General features: G+C 56.9%; 24 protein-coding genes. 13 read left to right on the forward strand and 11 right to left on the reverse strand.

Annotated elements, in window-relative coordinates; translation table 11 throughout:
- Positions 1 to 3: 3 nt before the first annotated feature.
- A complete protein-coding gene (locus tag AWM69_RS14800; protein ID WP_218727344.1) occupies positions 4 to 1,155 on the reverse strand; it encodes an efflux RND transporter periplasmic adaptor subunit in 1,152 nt (383 codons plus the stop codon).
- A gap of 265 nt (positions 1,156 to 1,420) precedes the next feature.
- On the opposite strand from AWM69_RS14800, the gene AWM69_RS14805 reads away from it, so the two are divergent.
- From AWM69_RS14805 to AWM69_RS14815, 3 genes are all read left to right on the forward strand, one after another.
- Positions 1,421 to 2,059 (forward strand): TetR family transcriptional regulator, encoded by a 639-nt coding sequence (locus AWM69_RS14805; protein WP_218727346.1) that lies wholly within the window; start codon positions 1,421 to 1,423, stop codon positions 2,057 to 2,059.
- A 473-nt stretch (positions 2,060 to 2,532) separates the two neighbouring features.
- Positions 2,533 to 3,231, forward strand: coding sequence for a CoA transferase subunit A (locus AWM69_RS14810; RefSeq protein ID WP_131652346.1), 699 nt, complete (start codon positions 2,533 to 2,535; stop codon positions 3,229 to 3,231).
- A gap of 2 nt (positions 3,232 to 3,233) precedes the next feature.
- Positions 3,234 to 3,863, forward strand: coding sequence for a CoA transferase subunit B (locus tag AWM69_RS14815; RefSeq protein ID WP_048377978.1), 630 nt, complete (start codon positions 3,234 to 3,236; stop codon positions 3,861 to 3,863).
- 85 nt (positions 3,864 to 3,948) lie between these two features.
- Here AWM69_RS14815 and fdxA read toward each other — a convergent pair whose 3' ends face one another.
- Both fdxA and mutS read right to left on the reverse strand, forming a co-directional pair.
- Entirely contained in the window at positions 3,949 to 4,272 is a 324-nt protein-coding gene (fdxA, locus tag AWM69_RS14820; RefSeq protein ID WP_048377977.1) for a ferredoxin FdxA, read from the reverse strand.
- Between the two features lie 129 nt (positions 4,273 to 4,401).
- Complete coding sequence (gene mutS / locus AWM69_RS14825) at positions 4,402 to 6,981, reverse strand: DNA mismatch repair protein MutS (RefSeq protein WP_131652347.1); 2,580 nt, start codon at positions 6,979 to 6,981, stop codon at positions 4,402 to 4,404.
- Between the two features lie 193 nt (positions 6,982 to 7,174).
- Between mutS and AWM69_RS14830 the strand changes: the two genes are divergently transcribed.
- The 5 genes from AWM69_RS14830 (at position 7,175) to recX (ending at position 10,770) form a co-directional block, all read left to right on the forward strand.
- The gene (locus AWM69_RS14830; protein ID WP_074702862.1) at positions 7,175 to 7,903 is read left to right on the forward strand and encodes an XRE family transcriptional regulator; all 729 of its coding nucleotides are present in this window, start codon (positions 7,175 to 7,177) and stop codon (positions 7,901 to 7,903) included.
- 272 nt (positions 7,904 to 8,175) lie between these two features.
- Entirely contained in the window at positions 8,176 to 8,505 is a 330-nt protein-coding gene (locus AWM69_RS14835; protein ID WP_218727347.1) for a phage holin family protein, read from the forward strand.
- Between the two features lie 92 nt (positions 8,506 to 8,597).
- Complete coding sequence (locus AWM69_RS14840) at positions 8,598 to 9,098, forward strand: CinA family protein (protein WP_131652349.1); 501 nt, start codon at positions 8,598 to 8,600, stop codon at positions 9,096 to 9,098.
- Positions 9,099 to 9,181: 83 nt separating this feature from the next.
- A complete protein-coding gene (gene recA / locus AWM69_RS14845) occupies positions 9,182 to 10,294 on the forward strand; it encodes a recombinase RecA (RefSeq protein WP_048377972.1) in 1,113 nt (370 codons plus the stop codon).
- An 8-nt stretch (positions 10,295 to 10,302) separates the two neighbouring features.
- Positions 10,303 to 10,770, forward strand: coding sequence for a recombination regulator RecX (gene recX, locus AWM69_RS14850; protein ID WP_218727349.1), 468 nt, complete (start codon positions 10,303 to 10,305; stop codon positions 10,768 to 10,770).
- Positions 10,771 to 10,856: 86 nt separating this feature from the next.
- On the opposite strand, the gene AWM69_RS14855 is transcribed toward recX, so the two are convergent.
- Together AWM69_RS14855 and AWM69_RS14860 are read right to left on the reverse strand one after the other, a co-directional pair.
- Entirely contained in the window at positions 10,857 to 11,969 is a 1,113-nt protein-coding gene (locus tag AWM69_RS14855) for a TIGR00730 family Rossman fold protein (protein WP_131652351.1), read from the reverse strand.
- A gap of 225 nt (positions 11,970 to 12,194) precedes the next feature.
- The gene (locus AWM69_RS14860) at positions 12,195 to 12,605 is read right to left on the reverse strand and encodes a PA3611 family quorum-sensing-regulated virulence factor (protein WP_131652352.1); all 411 of its coding nucleotides are present in this window, start codon (positions 12,603 to 12,605) and stop codon (positions 12,195 to 12,197) included.
- Between the two features lie 227 nt (positions 12,606 to 12,832).
- Here AWM69_RS14860 and AWM69_RS14865 point away from each other — a divergent pair, with 227 nt between their 5' ends.
- From AWM69_RS14865 to AWM69_RS14875, 3 genes are all read left to right on the forward strand, one after another.
- On the forward strand, positions 12,833 to 13,579 hold the full coding sequence (locus tag AWM69_RS14865) for a tRNA-uridine aminocarboxypropyltransferase (protein ID WP_218727466.1): 747 nt from the start codon (positions 12,833 to 12,835) through the stop codon (positions 13,577 to 13,579).
- Positions 13,580 to 13,876: 297 nt separating this feature from the next.
- Positions 13,877 to 14,527 (forward strand): response regulator transcription factor ErdR, encoded by a 651-nt coding sequence (gene erdR / locus AWM69_RS14870; protein ID WP_131652353.1) that lies wholly within the window; start codon positions 13,877 to 13,879, stop codon positions 14,525 to 14,527.
- 73 nt (positions 14,528 to 14,600) lie between these two features.
- Positions 14,601 to 14,963: a diacylglycerol kinase gene (locus AWM69_RS14875; protein ID WP_048377966.1), complete on the forward strand. Its 363-nt coding sequence runs from the start codon at positions 14,601 to 14,603 to the stop codon at positions 14,961 to 14,963.
- On the opposite strand, the gene AWM69_RS14880 is transcribed toward AWM69_RS14875, so the two are convergent.
- Positions 14,960 to 15,886: a LysR family transcriptional regulator gene (locus AWM69_RS14880; protein ID WP_131652354.1), complete on the reverse strand. Its 927-nt coding sequence runs from the start codon at positions 15,884 to 15,886 to the stop codon at positions 14,960 to 14,962. The genes AWM69_RS14875 and AWM69_RS14880 overlap by 4 nt on opposite strands.
- Before the next feature lie 117 nt (positions 15,887 to 16,003).
- Between AWM69_RS14880 and fpr the strand changes: the two genes are divergently transcribed.
- Positions 16,004 to 16,783 (forward strand): ferredoxin-NADP reductase, encoded by a 780-nt coding sequence (fpr, locus tag AWM69_RS14885; RefSeq protein WP_007923929.1) that lies wholly within the window; start codon positions 16,004 to 16,006, stop codon positions 16,781 to 16,783.
- A gap of 75 nt (positions 16,784 to 16,858) precedes the next feature.
- Here fpr and tsaA read toward each other — a convergent pair whose 3' ends face one another.
- From tsaA to rimO, 5 genes are all read right to left on the reverse strand, one after another.
- The gene (gene tsaA / locus AWM69_RS14890) at positions 16,859 to 17,554 is read right to left on the reverse strand and encodes a tRNA (N6-threonylcarbamoyladenosine(37)-N6)-methyltransferase TrmO (RefSeq protein WP_131652355.1); all 696 of its coding nucleotides are present in this window, start codon (positions 17,552 to 17,554) and stop codon (positions 16,859 to 16,861) included.
- A 138-nt stretch (positions 17,555 to 17,692) separates the two neighbouring features.
- A complete protein-coding gene (locus AWM69_RS14895) occupies positions 17,693 to 18,154 on the reverse strand; it encodes a DUF1456 family protein (protein ID WP_048377963.1) in 462 nt (153 codons plus the stop codon).
- 76 nt (positions 18,155 to 18,230) lie between these two features.
- On the reverse strand, positions 18,231 to 18,941 hold the full coding sequence (locus tag AWM69_RS14900; RefSeq protein ID WP_218727351.1) for an rRNA pseudouridine synthase: 711 nt from the start codon (positions 18,939 to 18,941) through the stop codon (positions 18,231 to 18,233).
- 71 nt (positions 18,942 to 19,012) lie between these two features.
- Positions 19,013 to 19,477, reverse strand: a complete 465-nt coding sequence (locus AWM69_RS14905) for a GNAT family N-acetyltransferase (RefSeq protein WP_131652356.1) — start codon at positions 19,475 to 19,477, stop codon at positions 19,013 to 19,015.
- Between the two features lie 108 nt (positions 19,478 to 19,585).
- Positions 19,586 to 20,923, reverse strand: a complete 1,338-nt coding sequence (gene rimO, locus AWM69_RS14910) for a 30S ribosomal protein S12 methylthiotransferase RimO (protein ID WP_048377960.1) — start codon at positions 20,921 to 20,923, stop codon at positions 19,586 to 19,588.
- A gap of 380 nt (positions 20,924 to 21,303) precedes the next feature.
- On the opposite strand from rimO, the gene AWM69_RS14915 reads away from it, so the two are divergent.
- Positions 21,304 to 23,205, forward strand: a complete 1,902-nt coding sequence (locus AWM69_RS14915; RefSeq protein ID WP_218727353.1) for a potassium transporter Kup — start codon at positions 21,304 to 21,306, stop codon at positions 23,203 to 23,205.
- Positions 23,206 to 23,316 lie beyond the last annotated feature (111 nt).

Here is a 23,316-nt window from a genome sequence, read left to right on the forward strand (position 1 = left end):
GGTTTACTCCCCTTTACTGCCTGCAGCTTTTTCTGTTGCCGGGGCAGATGCCGGGGTTGCGCCTTGTGGTTTTTCCATGATTTTTACTTCGGCACCTGGCTTGATGTACTGCAGGCCGTCTGTAATCAGGCGATCACCTGCGTTAAGGCCTTTTTCAACCAGCCAGTCGCTGCCTACGGTACGGGTTGCTTGAAGCACGCGCTGTTCAACCTTGTTGTCCTGATTGACGATCATCGCGGTCGGTTGGCCCTTGAGGTTGTGTGTCACGCCGATCTGAGGCGCGAGGATCGCATTGCTGTCGACCCCTGCTTCCAGTTGCGCGTGTACAAACATGCCTGGCAACAGCGTGTCATTCGGGTTCGGGAACACGGCACGCAAGGTTACGGAGCCGGTTGCTTCGTCAACCGACACTTCGCTGAACTCGAGCCGGCCTTCTTCCGGGTATTCGCTGCCATCGGGCAGGGTCAGCTTGACCTTGGCGGCGTTGGCGCCAGCGCTCTTCAGGCGGCCATCGGCCAGGTCACGACGCAGCTCAAGCATTTCGACCGAAGATTGCGTCACATCAACATAGATTGGGTCCAGTTGAGTGATGACGGCGAGGGCATTCGCCTGGCCACTGGTCACCAGTGCACCTTCAGTGAACAACGAACGACCAATGCGGCCAGACAGGGGCGCCAGCACTTTGGTGTAGCGCAAGTTGACCAGGGCGGTATTGAGTGCCGCTTCTGCTTCAAGACGCGCAGATTCGGCGTTGTCATATTCCTGACGGCTCACCGCTTGTTCTGCGACCAATTGCTTGTAGCGATTAGCCAGCGATTTGGCGGATTGTAGAGTGGCCTTGGCGCTGAGTACGTTGCTTTCGTAGATAGCCGGATCGATTTGATACAGCTGTTGGCCGGCTTTGACGTCGCTGCCTTCCTTGAAGAAGCGTTTGAGAATAATCCCGTTTACTTGAGGGCGAACTTCTGCAGAGCGGTAGGACGTTGTCCGACCCGGCAGGTCACTGGTCAAAGTAAATGGCTGGGTTTTCAGCGTCACGACGCCGACCTGAGGGATTTGCTGGGCAGGTGCTGCTTCTTCCTTTTTACATCCGCTGATCAGCGAAGCTAGGGCGATGGCAGCAACCAGAGCGGTAACAGCTGGCTTAAATTGCATGAAGATCCTCGGGTCAGGCACGCGAAAGCGCACAAGAATAGTGGAAGGGTAAAGAAAGCTGTTCCGGGTGGATAAGTAGCTTGCTAAGGAATATACTTACATTCGTGTCTGTTTGTAAATAGCGGCAACGTGTCGTTACAGACGCTGCAGTGCCTTTTTTGAAGCATGAAGTAGGCCGGGATAAGGCAGAACAAACGCCACCCGATGCTGGTTTGGACAAGTGCTCAGCATTGTCCGGCCCCCCCTGATTGAGGTTTTGATTGTCATGGTGCGTCGTACCAAAGAAGAAGCTCTGGAAACCCGGAGCAAAATCCTCGAAGCGGCCGAGCAGGCCTTTTACGAACGGGGTGTTGCGCGTACGACCCTGGCCGATATCGCGGCACTGGCGGGGGTCACCCGGGGAGCGATTTACTGGCACTTCAGTAACAAGGCCGACTTGGTCCAGGCGATGCTCGATACTTTGCATGAGCCGCTGGATGAACTGGCCAAAGCCAGCGAAAACCAGGACGAGCTTGATCCGCTCGGCTGCATGCGCAAGCTGCTGGTGCATTTGTTTCGCCAGGTGGCCATTGATCCCAAGACCCGGCGTATCAATGAAATCTTGTTTCATAAGTGTGAATTTACTGACGAAATGTGTGATTTGCGTCGGCAACGCCAAGTGGCCAGTGTCGACTGCAACAGCAGAATCGAAGTGGCCCTGAATAATGCCGTTCATCGGGAGCAGCTCCCTGCAACGCTGGATACACGCCGTGCTGCAATCTCCTTGCATGCCTATATCGACGGAATACTCGGGCAATGGCTGCTGGTTCCCGACAGTTTTGCGCTTCACAATGAAGCTGAATCGTGGGTAGACATCGGCATTGAGATGCTGCGCCTGAGTCCGGCCTTACGACACCGAGATTGAGTTTGACATCAGTCTAGTTCGATCAAGCGATAAGGCTAGGGAAGATTCTTCCTACGAGGCATTGGAAAACAAAATGCCTTTATATACGTCTGGCTCGCGGGTTTAAAGTTAGCGAGCTATGTAATTTGTAGGTTAATTGTTACGTGGCGGTTAAGGCCTGACAGCTATGGGCGGATTGACCTTCATGCTTCGGGGTTTTAACGCTAAAGGCCCCAGGCAGTTTCCCGGTTTTTCTTACGTGATCATCCTGCGACTCCAGGCATCCTCAATCAGCGTGCGCAGAGCTGAAACTAATTGAGAGCACCTCTGGAGTTCCCGCGTTGGCTTCCCCTACACTCGAAGAACGCTCTGGCCTTGGGTCGGAGCCGCTAAATCGGGGAGCGGGCGACTGCCATGAAGTTTTTGTCCGTTATCGACTAAAGCAAACAGACCGCGAGAGTGCTCTGTGTCGCGGTGAATTCGAGGAATAACAATTGAACAAGATTTACTCGAGTGCTGAATCCGCCTTGCAGGGGCTTGTCGAAGACGGCATGACTCTGGCTGTGGGCGGTTTTGGACTGTGTGGCATTCCTGAGGCACTGATTGCTGCCTTGCGTGACACCGGCAAGCGTGAGCTGACCGTGATCAGCAATAACGCCGGCGTGGATGGATTCGGTCTGGGCCAATTGCTGGCAACGCGCCAGATCCGCAAGATGATTTCTTCGTATGTAGGCGAAAACAAAGAGTTCGAACGTCAGTACCTGGCGGGCGAACTTGAGTTGGAGTTCACTCCGCAGGGGACCCTGGCCGAGAAGTTGCGGGCTGGCGGGGCCGGGATTCCGGCGTTTTACACCAGGACCGGTTACGGTACGTTGGTGGCAGAAGGCAAGGAAACCCGCGAATTCGACGGTGAGTGGTACGTCATGGAGCGTTCGTTACGCGCCGATGTGGCACTGGTCAAAGCCTGGAAAGCCGATAAATCCGGCAACCTGTTGTTCAATAAAACGGCCCGCAACTTCAACCCGTTGGCGGCGATGGCAGCCAAGGTGTGTGTGGTTGAAGTGGAAGAAATCGTTGAAGTCGGCGAGATTGAGCCAGATCAGGTCCATTTGCCCGGGATTTACGTACAGCGGCTGATACTGAATGCCAGCCCGGAAAAACGCATCGAACAACGCACTGTGCGGAGCGCCTGACCATGGCCTGGACTCGTGAAGAAATGGCGCAACGCGCCGCCCAAGAACTGCAGGACGGTTTTTACGTCAACCTGGGTATTGGTCTGCCAACGCTCGTGGCCAATTACATTCCCGAGGGGATGGATGTCTGGCTGCAAAGTGAAAACGGTCTGCTTGGTATTGGCCCGTTCCCGCTTGAAGACGAAGTGAACGCCGACCTGATCAATGCTGGCAAACAAACAATCACCACGTTGCCCGGCAGCAGTTTTTTCAACAGCGCTGACTCATTCGCAATGATTCGCGGAGGGCACATCAATCTCTCCATTCTGGGGGCGATGCAAGTTTCCGAGAAGGGTGACCTGGCCAACTGGATGATTCCGGGCAAGATGGTCAAAGGCATGGGGGGCGCTATGGACCTGGTGGCAGGGGTCAAGCGCGTGGTGGTGCTAATGGAGCACACTGCCAAGGGCGGCACCCACAAACTGCTCAAACAATGCGATTTGCCGCTGACAGGCGTGGGGGTGGTCGATCGGATCATTACCGACCTGGGCGTACTCGATGTGACCGAGCAAGGGCTCAAGCTGGTTGAGCTGGCTTCAGGCGTTACGCTGGAGCAACTGCAAGCGGCGACTGGCTGCGACATCAAGGCCTAGGCCTGGCGACAGGCGTGAATGCCTGCGCCCCAAACGCAAAAAAGCCCCGGCTCGCAGGAACCGGGGCTTTTTGCTGCAACGTGAATCAGCGTTCCAGATCTTTGATCTTGCCTTTCACGCCATCAAACTCTTCCGCGTCCGGAAGGGCATCTTTTCTCTCGGTGATGTTGGGCCAGATTTCAGCCAGCTCAACATTCAACTGAATAAACTCTTGCATGTCTGCAGGCACTTCATCTTCAGAGAAGATCGCTTGTGCAGGGCATTCAGGCTCACAAAGCGCGCAGTCAATGCACTCATCCGGGTGAATCACCAGGAAGTTCGGGCCTTCGTAAAAGCAGTCCACCGGACAGACTTCTACGCAGTCGGTGTACTTGCACTTGATGCAGTTGTCGGTGACGACGAAGGTCATTTCTAATTTTCTCCTCAGGCGGCGGCAGCGAAGCCCTTCCAGTTCGGGTTCGCCGGGCTCGGGAGTGATATCTACTGAACAGGCTAATAGGCCAGTAGCATCCCGAACCGCGCGCGATTCTAGCAGCTTTTAAAGGCGTGTCTTTAGTGTGTAGAGCAAATCCAGTGCTTTACGCGGCGTCATGTTGTCCAGATCCAGCTTGGACAGGTCATCCAGTACCGGGTGAGGCAGGCTGGCAAACATATCGCTTTGTAGCGGCGCGGGCTTCTTGCCGGGCGTCGGACGCGGTGCTTCATGGGGCAGGCTGGTGGTCTCCAGCCGGCTCAGATGCTCGCGGGCGCGGGTGATAACGGCCGTTGGAACCCCGGCCAGTTGCGCTACCGCCAAACCATAACTCTGACTGGCCGGCCCCGGCAACACGTGGTGCAGGAATACGATACGCTCATTGTGTTCGGTGGCGCTCAAATGCACGTTGGCGACCAATGGCTCGTTTTCAGGCAGTACTGTCAGTTCAAAATAATGGGTGGCGAACAACGTGTAAGCGCGCAGTTGGGCCAGCCGTTCGGCCGCCGCCCAGGCCAGCGACAGACCGTCGAAGGTGCTGGTGCCGCGACCCACTTCATCCATCAATACCAGGCTGCGCTCAGTGGCATTGTGCAGAATATTTGCGGTTTCGCTCATTTCCACCATGAAGGTTGAACGCCCACCGGCCAGGTCGTCGCTGGAGCCGATCCGGGTAAAGATCCGGTCCACCAGAGACAGCTCGCAGCTGGCCGCCGGTACAAAGCTGCCAATGTGTGCCAACAGCACGATCAACGCGGTCTGGCGCATATAGGTCGACTTACCGCCCATGTTCGGGCCGGTGATCACCAGCATGCGGGTGTTGTCATCCAGCCCCAGGTCGTTGGCCACGAACGGCGTTGTCAGTACTTGTTCGACCACGGGGTGTCGGCCCTGGCTGATGCGCATGCACGGTTCATCGACAAAACGCGGGCAGTTCAAGTCGAGGTTCAGGGCTCGTTCGGCCAGGTTGCTCAGCACATCCAGTTCGGCCAGGGCCGCGGCGGTGTCCTGCAGTGGCGGCAAGTGCCCGATCAGCGTTTCGAGCAGGGCTTCGTAAAGCATTTTCTCGCGGGCCAGGGCACGGCTTTTGGCCGACAGGGCTTTATCTTCGAAGGCTTTCAGCTCCGGGGTGATAAAGCGTTCTGCACCTTTCAGGGTTTGACGGCGGATGTAGTCGGCCGGTGCCTGTTCTGCCTGCTTGCTTGGCAGCTCGATGAAATAGCCATGCACCCGGTTGTAGCCGACCTTGAGATTGGCCAAGCCGGTACGGGCTTTTTCACGGGCTTCCAGATCGATCAGGAACTGACCGGCATTTTCACTAAGCGACTGCAGCTCATCCAGCTCGGCGTCATACCCGGTTTTTAATACGCCGCCATCGCGAATGACCGCGGGCGGGTTGTCGATGACGGCTCTCTCCAGCAAGGCTGCCAGCTCGGGATAGGTGCTGGTGGTGACGGCCAGTTGCTGCAGATGCGGTGCTTCGAGGCCCAGCATGGCATCTTGCAGCTCTGGCAGGGCGCCCAATGCATCGCGCAAGCGCGCCAAGTCCCGCGGGCGCGCATTGCGCAGGCCGATACGGGCCAGGATACGTTCCAGGTCGCCAATTTCTTTGAGCTGAGGCTGCAGTTTTTCGAAGCGGTAACCATCCAGCAGGCAGGTGATCGAGCTTTGACGGGCCAGTAGCACATTCAAGTCGCGCAAGGGCCGGTTCAGCCACCGGGTCAGCAAACGGCTGCCCATTGAGGTCTGGCAGCGATCGACCACGGACTGCAAGGTATTGTCGCGGCCGCCGGCCAGGTTGGTGTCCAGCTCCAGGTTGCGCCGGCTGGCGCCGTCGAGCACCACGGTGTCGTCGAGCCGTTCATGGCGCAAGCTACGCAAGTGGGGCAAGGCGGTACGTTGTGTCTCTTTGGCGTAGCTGAGCAAGCAACCGGCTGCACCGATGGCCAGGGTCAGGTTCTCGCAGCCGAAACCTTTAAGGTCCTGGGTCGAGAACTGCTGGCACAGGCTTTTCAGAGCAGAGTCGCGCTCAAAGTCCCAGGGCGCACGGCGTCGCACGCCACGGCGCTTTTCGGCGGGCAGGCCTTGTGGCCAGTCATCCGGGATCATCAGCTCAACCGGATTGATGCGCTCCAGCTCGGCCAGCAGGTTTTCCCAGCCCTTGATCTCCAGTACCGAAAAGTTGCCACTGGTGATGTCCAGTACCGCAAGGCCAAACAAACGCTCATCGCCGAGTACCGCTGCAATCAGGTTGTCGCGACGCTCATCCAGCAACGCCTCGTCGCTGACGGTACCCGGCGTGATGATGCGCACCACCTGGCGGTCTACGGGCCCCTTGCTCGTGGCCGGATCACCGACCTGCTCGCAAATGACCACGGACTCGCCGAGCTTTACCAGCTTGGCCAGATAACCTTCGGCCGCGTGGTAAGGAATCCCGCACATCGGGATTGCTTGCCCGGCAGACTGCCCACGCGCCGTCAGCGTGATATCCAGCAATTTGGCAGCCTTCTTCGCATCTTCATAAAAGATTTCGTAGAAGTCGCCCATGCGATAGAACATCAGCTGGTCGGGGTGCTGGTTCTTCAGGCGCCAGTATTGCTGCATCATCGGCGTGTGTGAGGACAGGTCGGAGGTATTTTTACTCATCTGGGCTTAGGCGGATTCGTTCATAAGTGGGGAAAAGCAGGCGCGTGGCCTGAGGGTTTCGCAATGGGCGCAAGGTTAACATGTCAGCCCCCTGCATCTACAGGGACGCGGGCAGCAGGTATTCGGCGGTTGCTCTATAAATAGAAGAAATATCATTTGCCATCGGTAATCACGCTCAGCACTATCTCTATCCATGTCTAAACGAACTGTTTCCACTGTCCTTAAAGAACTGCTCATCCGGCACCAGATCAGCGCGATGACGCTGCATCGGAGCACGGGCGTACCGCAGTCCACGCTGTCGCGCATCTTGAGTGGCAAGATTGTCGATCCCTCCGATCGGCATATCTCCAGGATTGCCGAGTACTTCAATATCAGCACCGACCGGCTGCGCGGTCGTGATGAGCCGCGAGCGCTGCCCCCGTCTGAACCCCTGCACCCGGAGTTGCGGGACATCTGCCTGTGGGATGACGACACGCCGGTCGCGGATGATGAAGTGTCCATACCGTTCCTGCGTCAGGTTGAACTGGCGGCAGGCTCCGGGCGCTTTGTCATTGAGGAGAGCGAGCGCGCGCGGCTGCGTTTTGGCAAGCGCAGCCTGCGCCACAATGGTGTGCAATTCGACCAGGCGAAGTGCGTGACGGTTCGCGGTGACAGCATGTTGCCTGTACTGCGGGATGGAGCAACGGTGGGGGTCAATGCCGGTAAACGCACCCTCGACGAGGTCATCGACGGAGATCTGTATGCGATCAATCACAATGGTCAGTTACGGGTGAAACAGCTTTATCGCTTGGCAAGCGGTCTCCGTTTGCGCAGTTTCAACCGCGACGAGTACCCCGACGAGGACTACGTCTACAGCGAGTTGGAGGACGAACAGCTTGTGATCCTCGGCCATGTTTTCTGGTGGGGAATGTACGCACGCTAGAGGTCGACTTCAGGAAAAAGCCCACATGATTGTGGGCTTTTTTTTGCCTCTTGAAAGACCAGGACTACGATTCGCGCCCTCTGAGATTGCTTGCCAAAAGGCGCGGGGAAATATATGCATTGATGCATTGACTGTATATACATACAGGCTTAGTCTTGGCTGCATGACGGCCCGTAATCGCATTCAAGCAGGGAGGCGGCGTCGTACTGGGCGCTTGCTGTGCTCATGCCGGAACTGGCGCTTATCAATAAGGACTCAGGAGTGATGACAAGATGAATGAACCACAAGTATTGCTGGATATGCCGGTTTTACTGGTCATCCTTCTCGCTCTGGTAGGCGGGGTCTTCGGTGAGATGTGGCGGGCGGGCAAGGACGGCGCGAGCGGGTGGTCTCTGGTTCGACGCCTGGCGCTACGCTCGGGAGCGTGCATGGTGTGCGGCGTCTCCACTTTTATGTTGCTGTACGCAGCCGGGATGTCTGTCCTGGCTGCGGGTGCCTTTGGTTGTCTCACGGCCCTGGCGGGTGCAGACGCGGCGATAAGCCTGTACCAGCGCTGGGCAGCCAAGCGGCTGGGTGTTGCGGACTCGGAGGTCGAACCCTAGAGCAGGAGAACGCCCTTGACGATCATGCTGTCTTGCAACAGCGACCTGCTCGTGTAGGTTATGGCGTTTATCTGCCCCTCAGGAGATCGATCATGGACCCGCTATCGAAACTCGCTGCTGAACTTGGGAAGCACTTGCTGGCTCTGAAGCTTCAGGTGACAACGGCCGAATCCTGCACCGGTGGCGGGATAGCTGAGGCAATTACCCGAATTGCCGGAAGCTCTGCCTGGTTCGAGGCAGGCTTTGTGACCTACTCCAATCAACAAAAGACCAAGCAGCTGGAGGTTCCCGAATCCTTGTTTTCCCGTGTCGGTGCCGTGAGTCGCGAGGTGGTTGAGGCGATGGCGCTTGGCGCCCAGAAGCAGAGCGGGGCGTATTTTTCCGTCGCGGTGAGCGGGGTGGCCGGGCCCGGCGGTGGTTCGCCGGACAAACCGGTTGGTACCGTCTGGCTGGCATGGGTCGCCGGCGATACGGTGTCGGCCGAGTGCCGGCATTTTTCCGGCGATCGCGATGAGGTCCGCCGACAAACCGTGGTGGCGGCTCTGGAAGGCTTAATACGCCGAACGGTACGAGAAATAAAAAATCAGGGGTAGGCGATCGTTTAGCGCTGTGGAATAATACTGGCTACTTATACAGTTATCGGCCGTCAGGCCTTATTGATTACGAGAGGACTTTAATGGACGACAACAAGAAGAAAGCCTTGGCTGCGGCCCTGGGTCAGATCGAACGTCAATTCGGCAAGGGCGCCGTGATGCTGATGGGCGATCAGGAACGCCAGGCTGTGCCGGCAATCTCTACCGGTTCGCTGGGTCTGGACATCGCGCTGGGCATTGGCGGCCTGCCTAAAGGCCGTATTGTTGAAATCTACGGCCCGGAGTCCTCGGGTAAAACCACCCTTACGCTGTCTGTCATTGCGCAGGCACAAAAGGTCGGTGCAACCTGCGCCTTCGTAGATGCCGAGCATGCCCTTGATCCTGAATATGCGGCCAAGCTGGGCGTAAACGTCGACGATCTGCTGGTTTCCCAGCCAGACACGGGCGAGCAGGCTCTGGAAATCACCGACATGCTGGTGCGCTCCAACGCCGTAGACGTCATCATCATCGACTCCGTTGCTGCACTCACGCCCAAGGCCGAAATCGAAGGCGACATGGGCGACATGCATGTTGGCCTGCAAGCGCGTCTGATGTCCCAGGCCCTGCGCAAAATTACCGGCAACATCAAGAACGCCAACTGCCTGGTGATCTTCATCAACCAGATCCGGATGAAGATCGGTGTCATGTTCGGCAGCCCGGAAACCACCACCGGTGGTAACGCACTGAAGTTCTACTCATCGGTACGTCTGGATATCCGTCGCACCGGTGCCGTGAAAGAAGGTGATGTGGTCGTCGGCAGTGAAACCCGCGTCAAAGTGGTCAAGAACAAGGTTGCTCCGCCATTCCGTCAGGCCGAATTCCAGATTCTTTACGGCAAAGGCATCTATCTCAATGGCGAGATGATCGACTTGGGCGTACTGCATGGCTTCGTTGAGAAAGCCGGTGCCTGGTACAGCTACCAGGGCAGCAAAATCGGTCAGGGCAAGGCCAATTCGGCCAAGTTCCTGGATGATAACCCTGAGATCAAGGATGCTCTTGAGAAGCAGCTGCGCGAAAAGCTGCTGGGCCCGAAGAGCGAAAGTGAGCTGGCAGACATGAAGTCGATGCCAAAAATGAGCAAAGCGGCCAAGGCTGCTGCGGCAGAGAATGAAGCGGCAGAAATGGAACTGGAAAACGCTGCCGAAAACGATAACTGATAGACATCATGACGGTCGTTCTGGATACCCTCGTCGCGGTAAGACGAACTGCAATGGACCTGCTCGCGCGACGCGAGCACGGTAGAGTCGAGCTGACGCGCAAACTGCGTCAGCGCGGCGCTTGCCCGGAGATGATCGACATCGCCCTTGACCGCCTGACGGAAGAAGGGCTGTTGTCGGAGTCGCGTTACCTCGAAAGCTTTATCAACTACCGTGCCCGCGCTGGCTATGGCCCTTTGCGTATTCGCGAAGAGCTCAGTCAGCGCGGCTTGTCGCGTGGGGATATTGAGGAGGCGTTACGCGAGTGTGGCTTTAACTGGCAAGAGCAGTTGGAGGACACCTGGCGTCGCAAGTTTTCCGCGCAGTTACCGGAAGATGCGAAAGAGCGCGCGCGTCAGGGCCGCTTTCTCAGTTATCGCGGGTACTCACTTGAAATGATCGGCCGCTTGTTAAGCGGCCGAGAGTTTGATGATTGAAATGGGTGTCGCCGCGTAGCCGTTATCAAAGGCTGCGCTCAATGACGAAATGCTCGTCAATCTTCACGCAAGCCCCCCTTCCTTTATTACTCTGTCATTGGCTCGCGCGTGACCACGGCGTCGGCATCCTCGACGGAGGCCCAGTTATGCGGCAGGTTGATAAAGTTGATCAGCTCACGCAGGCGTCCCTGGTTACGACCGCTGAAAGCAAAGGTCAAGCGGGTGAGGTGGCCGAGTTTCGGGTCATCGAAATCCTGGCTGTCATAACCTTGTTGCTGGAAGCCCTCACTCAGGCAAATATCGGCAAATGTCTGCTGGACCTGCTCCAGCGCCTGGGCGCTGAGAGGGCGCTTGATGCGCATCACAAAGGTTTTGTTCACCCAGCGGGTTGAATGGAAGTTGGCGTAAAACTGATTGATCTCAGCCACCGCCTCTTCTGCGCTGTGCACCAGGCGCAACAATTTCAAGTCATTGGGCAAGATGTACTGATTGGCTTGCAATTGGCCACGAATGAAATCCAGCGCGCTTTGCCAAAATGTGCCGCCCGGCATATCCAGCAACACCAAGGGCACTAACGGCGTTTTACCGGTTTGCATCAGTGTCATGACTTCCAGCACTTCATCCAGTGTGCCGAAGCCGCCAGGGCACATCACCAGCGCGTCCGCTTCTTTAATGAAAAAAAGCTTTCGGGTAAAAAAGAAGTGAAACGACAGCAAGTTGTCCGAGCCGTGGATGGTGGGATTGGCATGTTGTTCGAACGGCAGGGTGATATTGAATCCCAGGCTGTGTTGCAGACCTGCGCCTTCATGGGCGGCGGCCATGATCCCGGCACCGCCGCCGGTAATGACCATCATGTCTGATTTGGCCAGCTCCGCGCCCACTTCTCGGGCCAGTGCATACAGTGGATGCTCGATGGGGGTTCTTGCCGAGCCGAAAACAGTGACTTTGCGTTGTCCCTTGAATTGTTCAAGCACGCGAAAGGTTTTCTCGAGTTCGCGTATTGCCTGCAGGGTGATCTTGGCATTCCAGCGATCGAAATCGTCATGGGCCATGCGCAAAACGGTCAGCATCATTTCACGGTAGAGCGCAAGATTCGGGCTGCCGGCAGCCACCTGTTGAAGTTGCAGGTCGATCTTTTCAACAAGGTTCAGGCCTTGGCTTTCGAAGTGCAGCTGCAGGTCATTGGGTTGGTCGGGCATGTACTTCTCCTTCTGTACAACATCCTTGGGCGCGCCGCAAAGTGCTGGGCGCAGCGACACAAAGTGTCAAGGATGATGGCCTGATGATGGTCCTGCCGTGTCTTGACTGGCAATAGCTAATTGCCTGATACCGATGAAGAATTATCGAATGCAGGGAGGGGCATGGCAGGAGTGTTGCAGCTTGCACGCCGCAGAGAATGGCGGCGTGCGGCTAAGGGCGGGAAGCTACTTTTTACGCTGGCAGTTCTCGGCCCGAAAATCCTGGGTCATCACAGGCTTGTTGTTTTTATATTCCTTGAAGCTGTAGCGCAATGTAGCGCCCTGGTTCATCAGGGTCCGAAAGCCTGCGTTGCTGCAAACGCTGCGGCCTAATTGCGGAACCGTCTCTTCAGGGTTGGAGCGCATCTGGGCGGCCAATGTCGGGCTGGCTTCCAGGTTGTTGATCAGCACAGTCCCGTCAACCGTAAACCCTTTGTCCAGAAGGTCGGCATTGATGGCGCGAGGTTTGCCTTCGTTGCTTTTTGCGGCAACTTTTTGCAGTGTTTTGTTCAGTTCATAGTCTTTAAGAGAGGCTGCTTGTACGCTCAAGGGTAGCGCGAGCACAAGAGCGACGGTCGGAATGATATAGCGCAACATGAAACTCTCCTGATTCAGTGATGCAGGTTTGACCGGCCACATAGGTGTGCGTTCACTGGCGCGCAAGTATAGGTCAGCATGAGCATGCAGGAAATGCCAAAGCATATGGATTAACGTCCCGGTACTGCGCCTCTGTTAAACTTGAGGCCTTTCTCTTGTGAGCCCGTTCCTGCGCCAACCCTTGGCGAGCGGACGGTCGGCGCCTTTAAGTAAAAAACATGACCTCGATGACCTTTTCCCCGAATGCAGTAGCCCGTTTACGAGACGAGCGTGAAGAGGAGAGTACCAAGCCTTATTTGGCGCGTGGCTCACGTGCGCCGCGTTGCCATACTTGCCGTGTGATTGAAAGTCACTGCCTGTGCAGTTGGAGGCCCAAGGTGAGTGCGCGTTCGGGTGTATGCCTGATCATGACCAAAAAGGAAGTGTTCAAGCCCAGTAACACGGGTTGGCTGATCGCTGATGTGGTCAGCGACAACTTTGCATTCATTTGGTCGCGTACCGAAACTGACGATGGCTTGCTCGCGTTATTGTCTGACCCGCAGTGGCAGCCGTATCTGGTGTTTCCCGGTGAATATGTTGCGCCAGAGCGCGTTACACACACGGTAGAGATCGCCAGTAGCAAGCGGCCTTTGTTTATTCTGCTCGATGCAACCTGGACCGAAGCGCGCAAGATCTTTCGTAAAAGCCCGTACTTTGACGCGTTGCCAATTTTGAGCCTGTTGCCCGAGAAACTCTCGCGCTATCGCTTGCGCAGGTCCACACGCAGTGAGCATTTGTGCACGGCGGAAGTGGCGAGCTTATGCCTGGAACTTGCCGGAGACAGCGAAGCCTCGAGCGCCCTGGATGCATATTTTGATGTGTTCAGTCAGCATTACCTGGATGCCAAGAATCAATTGCCGATCAATGAATCCAGCGTGGCGCATCAGGAACTGGGCGTTTTTGTAAAAGACCTTCCCCATAATCGGGCTCAATAGACTAAAGAAGTAGCGCTACAATTTTCAGGACGATGCAGCAGGCACCCGTGTTGATTTGCAATACGGGGGGCCAAGCCGAAAAACGGGTCCAGGGCTTCAGGTTTTCAACTTGACCCTCTCCGTTGTGCTGGGCATGCTTGGCGCCCGTTCGGCTCCGGCTGCAGCTCAAACGCTTTTATTTACTGACGTTTAGCGTAAATCGCCTCCTTTACGCCACAGTCTCTGCGCTGTTGCTTAAGTTGCCTTAGCGAGTTCTGGAATTCCTCAGGGCTTGCCTGAAACAGGATCATTTAAAAAATGGCCACATACGAAGTCCTGATTGCCGACGACCATCCGCTGTTTCGCAGTGCCTTGCACCAGGCCGTGACGCTGGGACTGGGCTCTGATGTTCGGTTGGTTGAAGTCGCCAGTATTGCTGAGCTTGAGACGCAACTGGCAGTCAAGGCTGATTGGGATCTGGTACTGCTTGATTTGAACATGCCGGGGGCCTATGGCTTTTCCGGGCTGGTGTTGTTGCGGGGCCAATACCCGCAAATTCCGGTGGTGATGGTTTCGGCCCAGGAAGAAGCCTCGGTCATGGTGCGTTCCCGTGAGTTCGGTGCCAGTGGCTTCATTCCCAAGTCCAGTTCGCTGGCAGAGATTCAAAAGGCAGTACGCGCAGTGCTGGAGGGCGATGTCAGCTGGCCACCTCAGGCCTTTGAAGAGGTTCAGGTGTCTGCTGAAGCCAAGGCTGCCAGTGAGGGGCTGGCCAGCCTCACGCCCCAACAGTTCCGAGTATTGACCATGGTATGCGAAGGTTTGCTGAACAAGCAGATTGCGTATGAGCTGGGTGTGTCCGAAGCGACCATCAAGGCTCATGTCACGGCTATTTTCCGCAAGCTTGGAGTCCGCACCCGGACTCAGGCAGCGCTGCTGTTGCAGCAACTTGAGTCAATCTCAAGTCATTAACCGCTGTGTTTCACGCTTTTTTGACGCGCTGTAAACTAGCGTTCCCTCTCATTTTTTGTGCAGTTGCCTATCTATGTCGCCTTTTAAAGGTAAAACCGGATTTAAACGGATTTTGAATGCTGGCGGCTATTCGCTGGACGGTTTGCGCGCTGCCTTTACGGGCGAAGCTGCATTTCGGCAGTTGGTCTTGCTTAATGTGATCTTGATTCCGCTGAGCTTTTTCCTGAACGTCAGTCGGGTAGAGCGCGCGTTGTTGATTGCGGTATGCCTGTTGGCGCTGATCGTTGAGCTGCTGAACTCGGCGATTGAGGCGGCGATTGATCGCATCTCCCTCGATTTGCACCCGCTGTCGAAAAACGCCAAGGACATGGGCAGCGCTGCCCAGTTTGTGGTGCTGAGCATGATTGCTGTGGTGTGGGCGGTGATTCTGCTTTAAGCAATCGTCGGCAATACGATTTCGTCGCTGCGCTGAACCCCTGCGGTAAAGGCGCGGCACAGTTCCAGAAATTCGCGCATGGCAGATGTCTGGTACTTCTTCTTGTGCCAGATGAAGTAAAACTGCCGGGACAGATCCAGGTCGGGGGTTTCCACAGCGACCAGGCTGCCGCGTCTGAAGGCGTCACGTAATGCCAGTCGCGAAATACAACCAATGCCGAGGCCTGATTCGACGGCGCGCTTGATCGCTTCGGTGTGTTCCAGCTCGAGGCGGATGTTGAGCGAACTTTGATGATGGCGCATGGCTTGGTCGAACGTCAGGCGGGTACCGGAGCCTTGCTCACGCAAGATCCACGCTTCATGAGTGAGTTCTTCGAGGGTGGCATGACCGCGAGTGGCAAGCGGATGCCGGGGTGCACAAAACACCACGAGTTCATCTTCGACCCAGCTCTGGACTTCGATGTCCGGGTGAGTGCAGTCGCCTTCAATCAGACCCAGGTCAATTTCATAATGGGCGACCTGTTGCACAATATGCGCTGTGTTTTGAACGATCAGTTTGACCTGGCTTTCAGGGTGGGCTTGCATAAAGCTGCCGATCAGCAAGGTAGCCAGGTAGTTGCCAATGGTGAGCGTCGCGCCCACGGTCAGCGAGCCAAAACCGGATTTGCCATTGAGCAGGTCTTCGATTTCCTTGGCCTGATCCAGAAGCGCGACGGCCTGGGGCAGCAGTTGGCGGCCAAGGGCATTCAGGCTCAAGCGTTTGCCCGCGCGATCGAACAGTTGGCAGCTGGTTTGGCGTTCCAGTTCGGTGATCGACGTGCTGGCTGCTGATTGAGAAAGGGCCAACAAGCCGGCAGCGCGTGACACGCTCTCTTGTTGGGCGACAGTGACGAACACTTGGAGTTGTCTGAGAGTAAATCGCATATCGATATAACCGATAACCCTTATCTTAATAATTCAGTTAACAGATATTGTCCTCGCCATTAGAATGCTATGCAATCGCGCCCTTAGTCAGCGCTGGCGAATTTAGGAGCCCCGTACATGAGCAACATGAACCACGAACGTGTCCTCAGTGTTCATCACTGGAACGACACCCTGTTCAGCTTCAAGTGCACCCGCGATCCGGGTCTGCGCTTTGAGAACGGTCAGTTCGTGATGATCGGCCTGCAACAGCCCAATGGCCGTCCGCTTATGCGTGCCTATTCGATTGCCAGCCCTAACTGGGAAGAGCATTTGGAGTTCTTCAGCATCAAGGTGCCGGATGGCCCGCTGACTTCGCAGTTGCAGCACTTGAAGGAAGGCGACGAGATCATCATCAGCAAAAAACCGACAGGCACTCTGGTGCTTGACGATTTGAAGCCGGGCAAGCATTTGTATCTGCTGAGCACGGGTACGGGTCTGGCGCCATTCATGAGCGTGATCCAGGACCCGGAAACCTACGAGCGTTTCGAAAAAGTGATCCTGTGCCACGGCGTGCGGTACGTCAATGAAGTCGCTTATCGCGAATTCATCACTGAGCACTTGCCGCAGAACGAGTTCTTCGGTGAAGCGCTGCGTGAGAAGTTGATCTACTACCCGACTGTGACCCGCGAGCCCTTTGAAAATGAAGGCCGCCTGACTGACCTGATGCGCAGTGGCAAGCTGTTCAGCGACATTGGTCTGCCACCGATCAACCCGCAGGATGACCGTGCCATGTTGTGCGGCAGTCCGAGCATGCTCGATGAAACCAGCGAAGTCCTCAACAGCTTCGGCCTGACCGTTTCGCCGCGTATGCGCGAGCCGGGCGACTACTTGATCGAACGCGCCTTCGTCGAGAAGTAAGCCCGCAGACCAAAAAGCCCGTGTGATCCCAGGATCCCACGGGCTTTTTGTTGTCTGGCGTTAGCCGGGCAAGGGTCAAGTAGCCGCAATCACCTCGAGCACACGGATAACACCGGGTTCAGGGTAATGCCAGCGTACGTCCAGATCCCAGAATTGCGCACCGTATTCGCGTTCCGCCGTGGGCGTTTGGTAGGCGGGTCGCGGGTCCTGGGCCAGACACTGTTCAATCAGCTCAACCAGGGGCTCCTGAAGGCGCAGCGCCTGGCTGTGGGCCTGTTGCAAGGCGGCATCTGTCCATTGCACGGGGATGAGTCCGGGGGCGGCGCTGGCCATGCTATTGCTGGCGCTGTCGATGATGTCGGCGTAGGGCACATAAGGCTTGATGTCGAGAATCGGCGTGCCATCAAGCAGGTCAATACCCGAGATGTACAGCCGATCGGCCTCAACCTTGTCCAGCTTCACCACTGACTGGCCGATGCCATTTGGACGGTGGGTCGCACGGGTGGCGAACACCCCCATTGATTTATTGCCACCCAACCGTGGGGGACGCACCTTGAGGCGTGGTTTGTCTTCCAGTGCCTGGTGGAACACGAATAGCAGCCAGACATGACTGACCTGTTCCAGGCCTTGCACGGCATCACCCTGATCGAACGGTGCGACCAATTCCAGCACGCCGCGGGCCGCCGGGGCCAGTTGCGGTTGGCGTGGAATGGCGAACTTCTCCTTGAAGCAGGAGCGTACAAAGCCGATGGGGGAGACGGTGTAGGGCATGGGCAATAAACCTTGTGGCCGCTGCCGCAGGCTGCGATGGGCAGCGCTGCGGCCCCGGTATATAGGCCTCGAAGATCTTTTTGATCTTATCGCAGCCTGCGGCAGCGGCTACAAAGGCTTTGTCGGTACAACGTTGGATCAGGCGCGAACGCGCAGGGTCAGGCCCTTGAGAAAGTTGCGCAGCAGCTGGTCGCCACAGGTGCGGTAGTTGGTGTGACCAAATTTGCGGAACAGTGCGCTCAGCTCAGGCTTGGACACCGGGAACTCGGCGGCCTTGAGGATGGCGTGCATGTCGTCTTCCTTGAGTTCGAAGGCTACGCGCAATTTCTTCAGGATGATGTTGTTGGTGACGGGCAGTTCCACCGGCTGTGGTGGACGGCTTTCATCCTTACCGCGCTTGAAAATCACCAGGCCATCCAGAAAATGCGCCATCACGTCGTCCGGGCAACGGACGAAACCTTCTTCTTCATCTTTTTTCAGGTAGGTCAGGACGTCTTCCTTGGTCACTTCCAGGCCACCAAGCTTGATGATGTCGACAACCTTGTTGTCGCTGATGTCGAGCATGTAGCGCACGCTGCGCAGTACGTCATTATGAATCATGTGGGCAATCCTGATATTCAGCAGTGAGCACCGCAGGCTGTGCTGCGGTGTCTAAATGTGCGGGGTAGGGCGGTGCTTAGAACTTTTCTTTGGCCGACATATAGCGCCATTGACCGACGGGAAGCTTGCCCATCGATACGCCGCCAATACGAATACGGCGGATGGAAACGACGGTAAGGCCGACGGCCTGACAGAACAGTGCAATAACCCCTGGCTGCGGATTCTTCATCGCAAAGCGTAGGCGATTTTCACTCTGCCAGCTGGCTTTGACGGCCGGCAATTCCCGACCCTTGTAGGTCATGCCGTGATTGAGGCGGTTCAAACCGTGGGGAGCCATTTCGCCGGAGACTTCGACCACGTATTCCTGTTCGATCTTGTTGGCATCGGCGGTCAGCTTGCGCACGATTTTCCAGTCCTGGGTGAACACCAGCAGGCCACTGGCGTTGGCTTGCAACTCGTTGCCAACGGTCAGACGCAGAAAGTGTCCCTTGAGCGGACGCTTGCCGTAGCGGTGTTCTTCGCTCAGGGTTTGCGGGCCAATCAACGCCAGGGCGCTGTCGGTATCCAGGCCTGCAGGCGCATTCAGCAAAATGGTCACAGGCTCGGGCGCGGTAGCCTTGGCTTCCGGGTCCAGCTCGACTTTTTGGTTGTCGACCTTGAATTGTGGTTCGTCGATGACTTCGCCATCTACCGTGACCCAGCCACCTTCAATGAACAGTTCGGCCTCACGGCGGGAGCAGCCGACGAGTTCGATGAGGCGTTTGGAGAGACGTATCGGTTCAGACATGACAGGGGCCGTAATGGAATTGGGCGGCTATTGTACCCGCCTGGCGCCGGTTAAGCCCGGCAACATTTGCCTTATGCACGGGTTGAGCGTTTATACCGCAGGTGCAATAGAGGATATGGCTGCCCGAGGCCGTCTTTTTCGCTGCGTCCGACGGCTTCAAAGCCCTGCTTGAAGTAAAAGCCGATCGCTTGAGTGTTTTGCTCGTTGACGTCGAGGCGTTCGGCGTTCAGTTCGTTGATGGCGAACATTAGCAGGCGTTTTCCAATGCCTTGGCCGCGGTAATCGGGATGTATAAACAGCATTTCAACTTTGCCGGAGGCTACGCCGGCAAAACCCGCAATGCGCTGGGTAAGCGGATTCTTGCAGCAGACCAGCATCACGGCGTTCAGGTATTGGTCTTTCACCAGGTCGCGCAGTAATTGAACATAGCTGTCTGGCAAGAAGTCATGGGTAGCGCGAACGGATGCTTCCCATACGTCAGTTAACTCATTGAAGTCTGTAAGACGCGGCGTGTGAACGACCCATGCTTGACTCATCCAGCGTGTCTCCTGAGGCGAGTAATTAGGCGATGGGTTAACCATAGCTGCAAAAAAAAGCCCTGACGCAGAAGCGTCAGGGCTTTTTGAACGGGTTATGCCCGGGACTTAAAGTGCTTCAGCCCACAGGTCATATTCGTCGGCGTCTGTCACTCGGCACATGATCTTGTCGCCGGGCTTGATGTCTTTTTCGGTGGCGATAAAGACATTGCCGTCGATTTCCGGAGCATCGAAGAAGCAGCGGCCAACGGCGCCTTGCTCATCGACTTCGTCGATCAGGACTTCGATTTCCTTGCCGATTTTCATCTGCAGGCGGGCGGCGCTGATGGCTTGCTGGTGGGCCATGAAACGCTCCCAGCGATCCTGCTTGACTTCATCCGGCACGATGGCGGCGTCCAGCAGGTTGGCAGGGGCGCCCTCTACCGGCGAGTACTGGAAGCAGCCAACGCGATCGAGCTGGGCTTCAGTCAGCCAGTCGAGCAAGTACTGGAAGTCTTCTTCGGTTTCACCCGGGAAGCCGACAATGAAGGTCGAGCGAATGATCAGGTCCGGGCAGATTACGCGCCAGTTCTTGATCCGTGCCAGGGTCTTGTCTTCAAAGGCCGGGCGTTTCATGGCCTTGAGTACTTTCGGGCTGGCGTGCTGGAACGGGATGTCCAGGTACGGCAGGATCTTGCCGGCGGCCATCAGCGGGATCAGCTCGTCAACGTGCGGGTACGGGTAAACGTAGTGCAGGCGTACCCAGACACCCAGGGTGCTCAGGGCTTCACACAGTTCGGTCATGCGGGTTTTGACCGGGGCACCGTTCCAGAAGCCGGTGCGGTATTTCACATCGACGCCATAGGCGCTGGTGTCCTGGGAAATCACCAGAAGCTCTTTCACCCCGGCCTTGACCAGGCGCTGGGCCTCGTCGAGCACGTCGCCGACCGGGCGGCTGACCAGTTTGCCGCGCATCGACGGGATGATGCAGAAGCTGCAGCTGTGATTGCAGCCTTCGGAAATCTTCAGGTAGGCGTAATGACGCGGCGTCAGCTTGATACCTTGCGGCGGCACCAGATCGATCAGCGGGTTGTGATCCTGGCGAGGCGGCACGACCTGGTGCACTGCGTTGACCACTTGTTCGTACTGCTGCGGGCCGGTAACCGCAAGCACGCTTGGATGCACGTCGCGGATGTTGCCTTCTTCGACACCCATGCAGCCTGTGACGATGACCTTGCCGTTTTCCTTGATGGCTTCACCGATGACTTCCAGCGATTCAGCTTTGGCGCTGTCGATAAAGCCGCAGGTGTTAACCACCACGACGTCGGCGTCCTGATAGGTGGAGACGACATCGTAGCCTTCCATACGCAGCTGCGTAAGGATGCGCTCGGAGTCGACCAGTGCTTTTGGGCAACCCAGTGAGACGAAGCCGACCTTTGGGTTGGCTGGCGTGGTAACGGTGGACATGGCGAACCTCGGTATGTAGTGACGTTACATGCCCGTAAAGGCTGCACGACGAACGGGCGCTTGGTGCGCCTCTAATCAAAAAAAGTGCGCAATTTTAGCTATGGTCAACGCAGTTGACCAGCGTTAAACGGGGATTTGCGACGAGTGCTGCGCTATGCTTCGCGCCGCCGGATATTGGCAGGGTCATCAGGTCAAGAAAACATCTGTAACTGGAAGTAAAGCAGCGCATGCTGTGCAGGTTTTCCCGCGCCGGGTATTGCGTCTCTCCCTCCTCGCAGGGGGCCGGAGATGTGGGGTATGGCTTAGGCCGGGGCAGCTGGGTTCCAGCGAGTGCGGCGTACTGTTTATATGAGTTCCAGTCTTGAGTGCGGGAGTGATTGATGGGGCAGGCAAGTAGTCAGGCAGCAGAGCGCGGCCACTCAGCAGCAAAGCCTATCGGCATGCTGGTAGCTGCGGTAGGTGTGGTGTACGGCGATATTGGCACCAGCCCGCTTTACACCCTCAAAGAGGTGTTTTCCGGTGGGTATGGTGTGCAGGTCAACCATGATGGCGTCTTCGGTATTTTGGCGCTGATCCTGTGGTCGCTGATTTGGGTGGTATCGATCAAGTACGTGCTGTTTATCCTGCGCGCCGACAATCAGGGCGAGGGCGGGATCATGGCCTTGACGGCGCTGGCACGACGGGCCGCGTCACCTTACCCGCGGTTGCGCTCGCTGCTGGTGATTCTGGGGCTGATCGGCGCGTCGCTGTTTTATGGCGACAGCATGATCACCCCGGCGATCTCGGTGTTGTCCGCGGTTGAAGGGCTTGAGCTGGCCTTCAGCGGGCTCGAACGGTGGGTCGTGCCGTTGGCGCTGATCGTGCTGGTGGCGTTGTTTTTGATTCAACGTCGCGGTACGGCCACGCTGGGCAAGCTGTTTGGTCCGATCATGGTGCTGTGGTTTGTGGTGCTGGCGGTGCTCGGCATCCATGGCATCTACCAGCATCCAGAAGTGCTTAATGCCCTCAATCCGATCTGGGGAGTACGCTTCTTTGTGTCTCATCCCGGAATGGGCGTGGCCATTTTGGGCGCGGTGGTGCTGGCGCTGACCGGCGCCGAAGCGCTGTATGCCGATATGGGCCATTTTGGCCGCAAACCGATCGCTCGCGCCTGGTTCCTTCTGGTGCTGCCCGCGCTGGTGCTTAACTATTTCGGTCAGGGTGCCTTGTTGCTGGAAAACCCGGCTGCAGCCCGTAACCCGTTCTACCTGCTGGCGCCCGATTGGGCGCTGATTCCCTTGGTCGGGCTGTCCACGCTGGCGACAGTCATTGCGTCCCAGGCTGTTATTTCCGGGGCCTTCTCTTTGACCCGTCAGGCCATTCAGCTGGGTTATATCCCGCGCATGCATATCCAGCATACCTCCAGTGATGAGCAAGGCCAGATCTACATCGGTGCCGTGAACTGGTCGTTGATGGTGGGCGTTATTTTGCTGGTGCTGGGTTTTGAGTCTTCAGGGGCGCTGGCTTCAGCTTATGGGGTGGCGGTGACCGGGACCATGCTGATCACCAGCATCCTGGTGACGGCGGTCATGCTGCTGCTGTGGAAATGGCCACCGGTACTGGCAGTGCCAGTGTTGATCGGCTTTCTCTTGGTGGACGGGCTGTTTTTCGCGGCCAACGTGCCGAAGATTGTGCAGGGCGGTGCCTTTCCGGTGCTGGCGGGGATCGTGTTGTTTGTGCTCATGACCACCTGGCGCCGGGGTAAACAGCTGTTGGTGGGGCGGTTGGACGAAAGCGCGCTGCCGCTGCCGCTGTTTATCAGCAGTATTCGTGTGCAACCGCCGCATCGTGTGCAGGGCACAGCGGTGTTTCTAACGGCGCGTCCGGATGCGGTCCCCCATGCGTTATTGCACAATCTGCTGCATAACCAGGTGCTGCACGAACAAGTGGTGCTGCTGACAGTGGTCAACGAAGACTCGCCGCGGGTTCCGGCGGATCGGCGCTTTGAGGTGGATACCTACGGTGAGGGCTTCTTCCGGGTCATCCTGCATTTTGGTTTCATGGATGAGCCGGACGTGCCTGAAGCGCTGAAGCTGTGCCATCTCGATGATCTGGACTTCAACCCGATGCGCACCACTTACTTCCTCAGCCGGGAAACGGTGATTGCGACCAAGCCGGTGGGCATGGCGCGTTGGCGCGAGGCCTTGTTTGCCTTCATGCTCAAAAACGCCAACGGCAACCTGCGGTTCTTCAAGTTGCCGGTCAACCGGGTTATTGAGCTGGGAACCCAGGTCGAAATGTAATAGCCGACCTGCCGCACGCTGCGATACGGGCCGAAAGACCTTCAAAAACAGGGTCGCTTCGCAACCCATCGCCGCCTGCGGCAGCGGCGACAGGATGCTCGTAGCCGTTCG

Origin of the sequence: Pseudomonas sp. D1HM, from assembly GCF_019266105.1 — a bacterium.
Lineage (GTDB): Bacteria > Pseudomonadota > Gammaproteobacteria > Pseudomonadales > Pseudomonadaceae > Aquipseudomonas > Aquipseudomonas taetrolens.